Source organism: Algoriphagus vanfongensis DSM 17529 (genome assembly GCF_000429465.1).
In the GTDB taxonomy this organism is placed as follows: domain Bacteria; phylum Bacteroidota; class Bacteroidia; order Cytophagales; family Cyclobacteriaceae; genus Algoriphagus; species Algoriphagus vanfongensis.
In genome coordinates this window covers 392,542-404,002 of record NZ_AUBX01000016.1, presented here as the reverse complement: position 1 = coordinate 404,002, position 11,461 = coordinate 392,542, and the positions used below count along the sequence as shown (strand labels likewise).

Sequence of the window (11,461 nt, the reverse complement as noted above, 5' to 3'; positions counted from 1 at the left end):
CGTTTTTCAAATTTTCCCAGCGCCGTTTGCGTCGATTGGGAGTGCAAATATCCGAGAATTATCCGAGTCCACAATACCTACCACCAAAAAAAATCCAACTTTCACATAACTCCCTGATCAACTGATTGAAAAAGTTTGAAATAAAAAACAGGCCCTGAGAGAGCTTCTCTCAGGGCCTGTTTTATGAATTATTTGGTCAGATTATAGCTTCTTCAAAACAATATTTCGCCAGTAAACTTTAATCCCTCCACCATCATGGATTTGAAGGCAAACACCGCCTTTTCCTTCTCCAATTTTGGCATCTGTGAAGTTGACCATCTCATGTCCGTTTAGATAGGAAGTGACGTTATCACCTTTTACCACAATTTTCATTTTATTCCATTCTCCGAATTTCAAGTACTTGTCTTTTTCCGGATCTGGCTTTACCAACCAGCCTCTACCATAGGACTCATAGATTCCTCCAGTATCTTTTCCAGGAGGCGCTACTTCTACTTGCCAGCCTGAAACTTTTGTACCATCTACCGTAGAGCGGATAAAAACACCACTATTTCCATTTGCCTCTTGCTTAAATTCCAAGGTGATTTCGAAATCATCGTACTCTTCTTCGGTACCCAAATATCCGTAACCTTTGTCCGGACCGCTTTCAGATACCAGCAATCCATCTTCCACATACCATTTCTCAGTACCGTAAATCACCCAGCCGTTTAGGTTTTTACCATTGAAAAGTTTTTCTTTTTTCTGTGCAAAAGAAAGCTGGACCGAAGCCAGTAACAGGGTCAAAACGAGTAGTTTTCTCATAGTGTTCTAATTTTAATATTCTTAAACCAAACAGGATCGCCATGATCCTGAAGTGCTATCAGGCCTTTTTTAGCAATTTTATAATCCGGGAACTCTTCCCACTTGCCGGAATTCCTCTTGGCTTCCCAATCTTCAGAGTATGGTACAAATTCCACTGTTTTCTTTCCATTCAACCAGTAGCTCGCACCTTCTTCACTGAATACAATCTTGGAAGTGTTCCACTCACCTGCCTCTTTGACCACTCCCTCGAAATCGGGAACGTACATGGCATAGTCAGCAGCTAATGACTGCCAATCTTCCAAAGGCTGCGGGAAACCCAATTGATCAATTACCTGATATTCGGGACCTGTATAATAAGGAGCCTTGTAATCCGGTCCTTCTACCACATGGTAAAAAACCCCGCTATTTCCGCCCGGAGAGATTTTCCAGGTAAATTCCATTTCAAACTCCTCAAACTCCATTCCTCCAAAAACAATATCTCCGCCAAAATCTTCTCCACCCGTAGCACCGAGTCCTTTCATCACTCCATCTTCGACTATCCAATTGGCAGGCAATGTATCAGCATTGAATGCTCTCCAGCCATCCAAGGATTCTCCATCAAATAGAAGCATCCATCCTTCGGCTTTTTCTTCCTCTGTCAGAGAATTATCCATCACAACTTCTTCTGCTACGACCTCCTCGGCTGTATCCTCAGCGGGTTTTGGACCACAGGCCCAAGCCAAAGCAACCAATGCTACCCAGGCTATTCTCGATTTTTTCATAGTAAATGGTGTTTAAGACTGAAAGTTACCTTAAAATTTTAAAAAAGTCATGGAAGAAAATAAAATTTTTCATGAGCGGAAAATCCAACGTTTTCCCTCTCTCAAACGAGACTTTCGAAATACTTCCTACTTTTCAGTAGTCGGGTTCCATACCAAGAAAACAATTCGCCGTCCACTAGCATGATTCTACTATGTGGTAGTTCCTGTTGAAAAAAAGACAAATGTCGCTCCTTAAATGGAAAAGGTTCCGAGCTTAACAACAGGAATTCGGGGGCCAAGTCTTTCAGTTCTTGAAGTGTCAACACTGGATAGCGACTATCCTTCATCAGGTTTTCAAACCCACTCACAGCCATCATCTCATCTATAAAAGTATCTTTCCCCGCTACCATCACAGGATCATTCCATATCAGATAGACTGCTGTTCCTTTGTTGGGCAAATATTCCCCAAGGTCCTTTTTTACCTTTTCGGCTATTTCAAAGGCCTTTTGCTCCACTCCGAGCAAATCACCCAACATACCAATCATCTGAATGGATTCATCGATAGTAGAGATATCACTCATCCAAACCGGGTAATTTTCCTGTAACCGCTCTATCCCTTCTCGATCATTCTCTTCTTTATTACCGATGATCAAATCAGGCTGAAGCTTTTGGATGATGTCAAAATGATAAGTTTTGGTTCCTCCTACTATTGTTTTCTCCTTTTTGATATGAGATGGATGAATACAAAACTTCGTAACACCCACAATATTTTCTTCCAATCCTAGATCCACCAACAACTCAGTCTGAGAGGGAACGAGAGAGATGATGCGACGCGGCACTTTTTCCAAAAAAACAGAATGGCCTAATTGATCTATAAAAAGCATTTAGGGAATGTCGAAAAGAGCCAACCAATCTGTTTCGCGACTAGTGGCAGGCTCTTTTCTGTGTTATTTATTGGACATATCTGAAATCAAAAGAAGGATCAAATCCGATCAGAAACTCATACATCAACTGAATCACTTGCTCTATATCCTCTTTACTAGCCGTCTCTACGGTAGTATGCATATATTTCAAAGGAAGTGAAATCAAAGCCGAAGGAACTCCTTCGTTGGAGTAAGCAAATGCATCGGTATCGGTTCCAGTAGATCGGGATGCTGTAGATCTCTGAAAAGGAATATCTTTTTCTTTTGCTGTGGCAATAATCAAATCCAGTAGCTTCTTGTGTACCGAAGCCCCAACTGGCAAAACTGGTCCTTTGCCAGCAGAAAGATCTCCACTTACCACCTTATTATATAAAGGAGCGGTAGTATCATGGCAAACATCTGTAATGATGGCTGCATTGGGTTTGATCCGATGCGCGATCATTTCAGCCCCCCTCAGTCCAATCTCCTCCTGCACCGCATTGACCACATATAAGCCAAATGGAAGTTTGACCCCAGATTCTTTGATTTTACGGGCTACCTGAGCTATCATATAGCCACCAATTCTATTGTCCAAGGCACGGCCGGTGTAGAATTTATTATTCAATTCGGTCAGTTCGTCTTTGAAAGTGATCACACAGCCTACGTGGATCCCCATTTCCTCTACCTCTTCTTTGGATCTAGCTCCTACATCGATAAAGATATTGTCCAAAGTAGGAGTATCTTCTTTCCCATCTTTTCTCACATGGATAGCAGGCCAGCCAAACACTCCTGGTAGAACATCTTTATCCGTGTGAATATTGACGCGCATAGATGGCGCGATCATATGATCCGAGCCACCGTTTCTCCGAACGTAGATATAGCCGTCATCTTTGATATAATTGACAAACCAGCTGATCTCATCGGCATGAGCCTCGATCACAAATTTATAATCGGCCTCAGGATTGATCACCCCAACGGCGGTTCCATAATTATCTGTGAAATGAGAATCTACAAATGGCCGGATATAGTCAAGCCAAATTTGCTGGCCCGAAGCTTCAAAGCCTGTCGGGGAGGCGTTGTTGAGGTAGGTGTAGAGGAAGTTAGACGATTCGTCTTTTGTATTTTTGCTCATAATATTGACCACAGTCCACGGACGACAGCCCACAGTTGGTGGTAGTTTAATTAATAGAATTTCTTAATGCTTGTATTTTGGTAATTAATAAATCGTAGGACTCATAGTTTTTTTGAAAATCACTTTCATTGATTATCCCTCTTTTCCTTCCTAAATAAAGGCAACTCACCACCTCAATTCCAGATCGAATCGAATACCCCAAAAATCTCTTGTATTCGGCATTGCATTGCCCAGTAGAACCTTCAGCGATATTTAATGCGACAGAATCAGCCGCTCGTTGGATTTGTTGAGCCAAAACAAATTTCTCCTCTGAAGGAAAACTCTTAATTAGCCTATTGACATCCAAAGTCAGTTCAATCGCAAGTTCCCACACTCTCAGTTTTTCAAACTTAAATGCCATTTTGATTACCTTAGAAATATTTTGACAAAATAAAGTTACAATTAAACTCTTGAATCGGAAGGCAGTGGGCTTTGGGCCGTGGTCTGTCGACAAATTAAAGAGGTATATTCCCATGCTTCTTCCTAGGCAGCTTATCCACCTTGTTTTCAAGCATTTTGAAAGCTTTGATGAGTTTGGTTCTGGTTTCAGATGGGACAATCACCTCATCGATAAATCCGCGATGGGCTGCCCGATAAGGGTTTGCAAATTTGGCGGTGTAATCATCGACTTTCTCCTGAAGTTTCTCCTCCGGATTTTCAGCTTCGGCTATCTCTTTTTTGAAAATGATTTCTGAGGCTCCTTTGGCTCCCATCACTGCAATCTCAGCCGTCGGCCAGGCGAAATTCATATCCGCTCCGATATGCTTGGAGTTCATCACATCATAGGCTCCACCGTATGCTTTTCGGGTGATCACGGTGATTCTAGGCACGGTGGCCTCTGAGAAGGCATACAATAATTTCGCTCCATTGGTGATGATGCCGTTCCATTCCTGATCTGTTCCCGGCAAAAAGCCCGGAACATCTACCAGCACCAACAAAGGGACATTGAAGCTATCGCAAAAACGAACAAATCGAGCGGCTTTGATAGAGGCATGATTATCTAATACTCCTGCCATGGATTGCGGTTGATTTCCGACGATTCCAATACTTCTACCAGCTATCCGAGCAAAACCAACGACTATATTATCTGCATAGTTTTCATGCACTTCCAAAAAGGAATCTGAATCTACGATTCCTGCAACCACTTCTCGGATATCGTATGGATGGTTCGCGTTTTCTGGGATCAAAGCATCAAGGATCTCTCGAGTTTCGTCCTCCAATAATTCATACGGGTAAATCGGAGCTGTTTCTTCGCAGTTTTGGGGCATATAGGACAGCAAACTTTTGATATGTCGAATACACTCCACTTCATTTTTGCAGGAAAAATGAGTCACTCCTGATTTGGTGCTATGGGCAGATGCTCCTCCCAATTCCTCTGCAGTAACATTTTCTTGTGTCACCGTTTTGACGACGTTTGGACCAGTCACAAACATATAGGAGGTATTTTCCACCATTAGAATGAAGTCCGTGATCGCAGGAGAATAAACCGCTCCTCCAGCACATGGACCCATGATCGCTGATAGCTGTGGCACCACGCCGGACGCTAGGGTATTTCGATAAAAGATATCTGCATAGCCTCCTAGAGAGTTCACTCCCTCCTGAATCCTAGCGCCACCAGAGTCGTTCAATCCGATGACTGGCGCACCATTTTTCAAGGCCATATCCATGATTTTGCAGATCTTTTCCGCATGGGTCTCAGATAGCGACCCTCCAAAAACCGTAAAATCCTGAGAAAACACATAGACTAATCGACCATTTACCTCTCCATAACCTGTCACAACTCCGTCACCCAAATAATGCTCCTTATCCAAGCCAAAATCCTTGGCTCGATGCATGACAAACTTATCTATCTCCTGAAATGATCCTTCGTCCATCAAAAGATCGATCCGCTCCCGGGCGGTCAATTTCCCTTTTTTATGTTGAGCTTCTATTCTTTTCTCTCCTCCTCCTAGCAGCGCCTCAGCATTTTTCTTGTGGAGCAGGGCTGTTTTTTCCTCATTGGAAGAAGCGGTATAGATGGGTTTATTCTGATTTTCCATAAAAATTCATTTAGGCTTAGCCAAATATAACAGGCTTTGGTTAGGCTGAAAATTTTCGATCAAGACTTTGAAACATCTGCTTGCAACTCAAAAAAATAACAGGGAATTAAACAAAAGATAAACCTTGCATTATGGAATAACTTTCTATATTCGCCCAACCTAAATTTTGGAGCATATGAGTACCCGAAAGGCGGCGGTGATTGACATGGGAACCAATACATTTCATCTGGTATTGGTAGAGATCAGCAACGGAGATTTTAAGACAATTTACAAGGAAAAAATCCCTGTGAAGCTGGGACAGGGCGGCATCAATCAAGATCAAATCGCACCTGACGCACTTAAACGTGCCCACCATACTCTTCGCCACTTTCGCAATCTCATCGACGGAGAGAAAATCCAGCATATTTTTGCCTTTGCCACTAGCGCAGTCCGCAATGCGAAAAACGGGAGTGAATTTGTCCAAGAAGTAAAAAAATCCTTGGACATCGATATCAATGTCATCTCGGGTAAGCAAGAAGCCCAGCTGATCTATGAAGGAATCAAGCTATCCGGTTCACTCAATGGTCAAACAGAACTCATGATGGACATAGGTGGTGGCTCTGTAGAGTTTATCATCGGCACCTCTCAAGAAGCATTTTGGAAAGAGAGCTTTGAAATCGGCGGGCAGAGATTATTGGAGCTATTTCATCATCATGATCCCATTCTCCCCGAAGAAGTCATCCGACTCTACTCTTATTTGGAAGAGAAACTTCAGCCGCTTTTAGAAGTTATTCAGGAATATCGTCCTACCAGCTTGGTCGGGGCCTCAGGCACCTTTGACACCCTGACTGATATTTACTACGAGTCCATGCTCCAGTGCAAGCTCACCGGGCAGCATGCATTCGAGCTTCCTTCCGAAGAGTTTCACCGTATCCATCAAATGCTTCTGACCATGGATCGAGAAGAGCGTCTGAAAATCCCAGGAATGATCCCGATGCGGGTAGACATGATCGTGGTTGCGTCTACTTTGATCGATTTTATCCTGAGATATATTCCTGTCGAGTCTATCACTTGCTCTCACTACGCTTTGAAAGAAGGAGCGATTTCTTCACTTCTGAAAGAGGTCCCGGCCCCTTAACTCTCCCATTTCTTTCCGATACCTTGTATCTTTGTGACACCCACAAAGACTTTTACTTCTATGAGCACCTTTTCTTACGAACAACTTTATAAGTTTACTCATGACATGCTACTCAAAATCGGTTGTCCCGAAGTACATGCGCAAATCGGCGCCGACGTGCTGCTTTCAGCAGATATGCGCGGCGTGGACAGCCATGGTGTAGCGCGTCTTTCAGGCTATGTCAGACTTTGGGAAAAAGGAAGGATCAACACCAACCCAAACATCAAAGTAGTCCATGAAACCCCTTCGACCGCTGTCGTGGATGGGGACAAAGGTCTCGGACTCGTCGTAGCTCCTTATGCCATGAATGTGGCTATCGAAAAAGCAAGCAAAGCTGGAACTGGATGGGTTTCTGTCAAAAACTCGAATCATTATGGGATTGCAGGCTACCACGCGATGATGGCCCTAGAGCATGATATGATCGGCATCTCTTTGACAAACGCAAGCCCACTAGTCAGCCCTACTTTTTCGAAGGAAAGACTTTTGGGAACCAACCCTATCTCAGTAGCTATCCCTGCCGATCAAGAACCTCCCTTTGTGGCAGACATGGCGACTACGACAGCAGCCAATGGAAAATTGGAAATTTTGCAAAGAAAAGGTGAAGATGCTCCGCAAGGATGGGTTCAGGACAAGGATGGTAATAGCACCACATCCTCCAATGGAGTCAAAGATGGTGGCGCACTTTTACCATTGGGAGGAGACAGAGAGCATGGCTCACACAAAGGCTATGCCTTGGGCTCTATTGTCGACATCTTTTCTGCTGTACTTTCAGGTGCCAACTATGGCCCATGGGTTCCACCTTTTGTAGCGTTTCTGGAGCCAGACCCCAATCCTGTGGGAGAAGGAATCGGCCATTTCTTTGGAGCAATGAGAGTAGATGCCTTCCGTCCCGCCAACGAATTCAAGTCCCATATGGACAACTGGATCAAGCGATTCAGATCTGCTGAGACCACTCCGGGAAATGAAAAAGTATTGATCCCTGGAGACCCAGAGCGGGAGCTGGAGGAGTATAGAAAAACAAATGGGATTCCTTTGCTCGATCCCGTAGTCAAAGATTTATCAGAATTGGGTCAAAGATTCGGCGTAAAACTCTAAACTTCATCACCAAGAACTCAGGCTATTAAGTCTGAGTTTTTTTATGCCTAATTCTTTCCTTCCACCCATCCCAAGGCCGTTTGGGGAATTGAGCTCTTTTTGTATCTTGTTTTTCTCAATCATCTCAAACCCAAAAACCTATGAATCAATTCAACCGACGGGATTTTCTCAAAGGATCCTCCGCACTCATGACTTTGGCCAGTTTTGGACTTCTCGGCATGGATTTCAAGGACCAGGAAGGCCCTATCCGAGTCGCACTCATCGGCACCGGCTGGTATGGAAAATCCGATCTTTTTCGACTGATCCAAGTTGCTGATGTGGAAGTAGTCGGTCTCTGTGATCCGGACCGGAATATTCTTGAAGCTGCCGGCAAGCTAGTCTCCGAACGACAAAAGTCAGGCAAAGTACCTGCCCTCTACGAGGACTACAAAGAGCTTTTGGAAAAAGAAAAACCCGAAGTTGTACTCATTGGCTCTCCTGATCACTGGCATGCCCTGATGGCTATCGATGCACTCAAAGCAGGAGCTCATGTCTACGTGCAAAAACCCATCTCTGTAGATGTCATCGAAGGCGAAGCCATGGTGGCAGCAGCCAGAAAATATAAGAAAAAAGTACAGGTAGGTACGCAGCGAAAATCGACACCACACCTTATCCAAGCCAAAAAAGAAATCATTGACACTGGCAAACTGGGCAAAATCTCTCATGCCGAAGTATGCTGCTATTACCACATGCGCGCTAATGGCAACCCTCCACAAGAGGCTGTCCCTGACTTTTTCAATTACGACCTTTGGACAGGACCCGCGCCTTTGAGACCTTATGATGGACTGCCGCATATTCGCTGGTGGAGAACATTCATCGAGTACGGCAATGGTATCACTGGCGATATGTGTGTACACATGCTGGATACTGTCCGCTGGATGCTAAAACTTGGCTGGCCAACTCAAATCACATCTACTGGCGGGATCTATGTACAGAAAGAAGGCAAGTCCAACATCTCAGATACGCAAACTGCAATTTTCGAATACCCTGAGCTCAACGTAGTCTGGCAACATAGAACATGGGGCAATCCTACCGATCCCGAATATCCATGGGCCTTCAAAATCTATGGTGAAAAAGGAATGCTCGCAGGAAGTACGATGCAAGCGGATTTTTATCCTTACGGAGATGGTGATGAACCCGTGCACTACGATGTGGTCTACGAAAGAGAAGAATATCCGGAAGATGTCAATGAAGATAGAATCGAACTAAATGCAGCTCCTGCCACTCGTCTTCATATGAAAAACTGGCTGGAAGCTATCGACAAAGGCACCTTGCCGATAGCCGATATTGAGGAAGGGCATATTTCTACAGCCTCTTGTATTTTGGCAAATATCTCCATGGATCTGGGAGGCAGAGCTTTGAAGTACGATCCAAAAACCAGAACCATCATCGGAGATCCAGAAGCGACTGCCAAACTCACACGGCCTTACCGAGCTCCTTATGTTCATCCTGACCCTGAAAATGTTTAGAGTTTATTATATATAATAAGTTAAAGACTCTAGGGATTTGAAAAACATCTTAGTCCTGATATTAGCGACAATTTGGTTTACTGATTTAAAGGGGCAACAAATTCTCGTAGATCAACCTTTCAACGGTTTTTCTTATTATGGAAAATATTCCAAAATAATTGAATCTGAAGGTGATCTTCCAAATGAAATTCAAACTGCTTTAGAGGAATACTTAACAGTTATGTTTGGTGACAACGTAAAGAATATCTCTTTTTCACATGGCCAACAAGTAGATCTGAAAGGTTACTTTTCTGAAACCAATAGAAAGTCTTCTAGCTATCATTGGCTGGTACCATACTACGATTTAAACTATGTTTTAAGCGACACAACTATTGGAATTAAAAGGTATTTCTTACAAATGCGACTTGATGAATATGGTCAACTCCTGAGAACAAATTGGCCAAGAAAAGGATACTCTAATTTGTCCCACTTTCCATCACCTAATAAAATTGTAAAAGTTGCATTAAATCAAGCCAACGCGAGAGGCTATTGGACATACAAATTTGAAACTGATCTGAAATTTCGAGACGATTCTAAATCACTCAATTGGGTTTTTAAATTCCCGAGAACTTTGAAATCGGACAAAAAAATGTTTGACGTACTTGAAATTAGTTTGTTAACATTAAAAGTTGTAGATGAATACACAATAAGCACTTCAACAGTAAATTAAACCTGTATTCATCAAACGATTTGAATGATCGCAACTTTATCGATCAGTAAAGATTCCTAGGGATTTGGGAGGTTGGAAAAGCCCATATTCATATAGCATATTAATATCAATACTGAGAACCGACTTTACTTTGGGTCGGTTTCTCTATTTTAGACCAAAAAACAAAATGATAGAGATAGTCCCTGCTCAAAAAGAAGACCTGATCCTAGTTCGGGAAATCGCCCACAAAACTTGGCCAGACACCTTTGGTGAAGTTCTTTCTCCTGAGCAAATTAGCTACATGCTCAACTGGATGTACAGTCTTGAGACTTTGGAAAAGCAAATGGACGAGGGCCATCACTTTTTCCTAGCCAAATCAGAGGAAATCCCATTGGGTTTTACAGGTATCCAGGCGAACTACGAGCCTCATAAAATCAAAATCCATAAAATCTACATCTTGCCTGAGGCTCAAGGAAAGGGAATCGGGAAGCTTCTCTTTGCGCAAATCAAAAAAACCGCACTGGAAAATCAACAAAGCCATCTCCTGCTCAATGTCAATCAATACAATCAGCCTGCAATCAATTTTTACCAGCGCTATGGCTTTTATGAAATTCGCCGCGAAGTCATCAACATAGGACAAGGCTATGTGATGGATGACATCGTGTTTGAGTTTAAGCTATAAGAACGCTACTTGATGGGCACTTGATTGATGACTCCAGTTTGGAGCGATACTGTAGTTCCATTCGGGTCCTTTCCAGACAAAGTAAACTCACCTGAAATAGTATCTCCACTTTTTGTAAGAGTGAGCATCCCGCTTTCCGCTCTGACTCCACCCGATCCGTCTGCTTTGAAATATTCAAAAGTGGCTTCCCCAGAAACTGCACTGGAAGGAACGAAGGAAAAATCTCCTTGGGAGCTCCCATAAAAATCCAACTCAATATTTTCGTAGGCGGTGCCAGAACCATTCTCATAATAAATACGGGTTCTCTGATCATTGATTTCATACCAGACAGCATCTACCTGAATATCCGAGCCATTGAGCTCAAAGCACATCTTTCCAACCGGACAATCTCCCATTTGTGGGTCTTCGTCCTCATTTTTATCACAGGCAGCCAGTCCTAGCATCAGCACAAAACAACCGAGAGGGATCAATTTCTTCATAGCTTTTTCTTTCAAAACTCCATAAACCTTAGGCGAATAGCCATACGACATATGCCCTAAACTTCCTCAATATTATCTTATCATCAACTGGACTATTTTTTTATTAAAACAAGCTTAACGCCTCAAAAGCACCCACTGAAGGGCTTTTACCTAATTTTGAACCCGTACAGCAAATTTTTTAACTCCTTGCATTACATTTTTAG

At 43.1% G+C, this 11,461-nt stretch carries 12 protein-coding genes; 5 read left to right on the top strand and 7 right to left on the bottom strand.

Going from position 1 to position 11,461, the window contains the following annotated elements; all coding sequences use genetic code 11:
• Positions 1 to 201 precede the first annotated feature (201 nt).
• From G460_RS0117180 to G460_RS0117155, 6 genes are all read right to left on the bottom strand, one after another.
• Positions 202 to 798 (bottom strand): 3-keto-disaccharide hydrolase, encoded by a 597-nt coding sequence (locus G460_RS0117180; RefSeq protein WP_026956524.1) that lies wholly within the window; start codon positions 796 to 798, stop codon positions 202 to 204.
• Positions 795 to 1,559, bottom strand: a complete 765-nt coding sequence (locus G460_RS0117175; RefSeq protein ID WP_026956523.1) for a 3-keto-disaccharide hydrolase — start codon at positions 1,557 to 1,559, stop codon at positions 795 to 797. Before G460_RS0117175 ends, G460_RS0117180 begins: the two co-directional genes overlap by 4 nt.
• 101 nt (positions 1,560 to 1,660) lie before the next feature.
• Positions 1,661 to 2,422 carry an ABC transporter substrate-binding protein gene (locus G460_RS0117170; protein WP_026956522.1) on the bottom strand — a complete coding sequence of 254 codons (762 nt, stop codon included), beginning with the start codon at positions 2,420 to 2,422 and terminating at the stop codon, positions 1,661 to 1,663.
• 67 nt (positions 2,423 to 2,489) lie between these two features.
• Positions 2,490 to 3,572: a M42 family metallopeptidase gene (locus G460_RS0117165; RefSeq protein WP_026956521.1), complete on the bottom strand. Its 1,083-nt coding sequence runs from the start codon at positions 3,570 to 3,572 to the stop codon at positions 2,490 to 2,492.
• A 46-nt stretch (positions 3,573 to 3,618) separates the two neighbouring features.
• Positions 3,619 to 3,972 carry a four helix bundle protein gene (locus G460_RS0117160; RefSeq protein ID WP_026956520.1) on the bottom strand — a complete coding sequence of 118 codons (354 nt, stop codon included), beginning with the start codon at positions 3,970 to 3,972 and terminating at the stop codon, positions 3,619 to 3,621.
• Positions 3,973 to 4,066: 94 nt separating this feature from the next.
• The gene (locus G460_RS0117155; RefSeq protein ID WP_026956519.1) at positions 4,067 to 5,650 is read right to left on the bottom strand and encodes an acyl-CoA carboxylase subunit beta; all 1,584 of its coding nucleotides are present in this window, start codon (positions 5,648 to 5,650) and stop codon (positions 4,067 to 4,069) included.
• Between the two features lie 175 nt (positions 5,651 to 5,825).
• On the opposite strand from G460_RS0117155, the gene G460_RS0117150 reads away from it, so the two are divergent.
• The 5 genes from G460_RS0117150 to G460_RS0117125 all read left to right on the top strand — a co-directional run bounded on the left by G460_RS0117150 (position 5,826) and on the right by G460_RS0117125 (position 10,779).
• Entirely contained in the window at positions 5,826 to 6,767 is a 942-nt protein-coding gene (locus tag G460_RS0117150) for a Ppx/GppA phosphatase family protein (protein ID WP_026956518.1), read from the top strand.
• Between the two features lie 60 nt (positions 6,768 to 6,827).
• The gene (locus tag G460_RS0117145) at positions 6,828 to 7,901 is read left to right on the top strand and encodes an Ldh family oxidoreductase (RefSeq protein ID WP_026956517.1); all 1,074 of its coding nucleotides are present in this window, start codon (positions 6,828 to 6,830) and stop codon (positions 7,899 to 7,901) included.
• A gap of 140 nt (positions 7,902 to 8,041) precedes the next feature.
• A complete protein-coding gene (locus G460_RS0117135) occupies positions 8,042 to 9,409 on the top strand; it encodes a Gfo/Idh/MocA family protein (protein ID WP_026956516.1) in 1,368 nt (455 codons plus the stop codon).
• A 37-nt stretch (positions 9,410 to 9,446) separates the two neighbouring features.
• The gene (locus G460_RS0117130) at positions 9,447 to 10,118 is read left to right on the top strand and encodes a hypothetical protein (RefSeq protein WP_026956515.1); all 672 of its coding nucleotides are present in this window, start codon (positions 9,447 to 9,449) and stop codon (positions 10,116 to 10,118) included.
• A 166-nt stretch (positions 10,119 to 10,284) separates the two neighbouring features.
• Complete coding sequence (locus G460_RS0117125) at positions 10,285 to 10,779, top strand: GNAT family N-acetyltransferase (RefSeq protein WP_026956514.1); 495 nt, start codon at positions 10,285 to 10,287, stop codon at positions 10,777 to 10,779.
• Between the two features lie 5 nt (positions 10,780 to 10,784).
• Here the strand turns inward: G460_RS0117125 and G460_RS0117120 are convergent, their stop codons facing one another.
• Entirely contained in the window at positions 10,785 to 11,258 is a 474-nt protein-coding gene (locus G460_RS0117120; RefSeq protein WP_157366951.1) for a DUF6252 domain-containing protein, read from the bottom strand.
• Between the last annotated feature and the right edge of the window lie 203 nt (positions 11,259 to 11,461).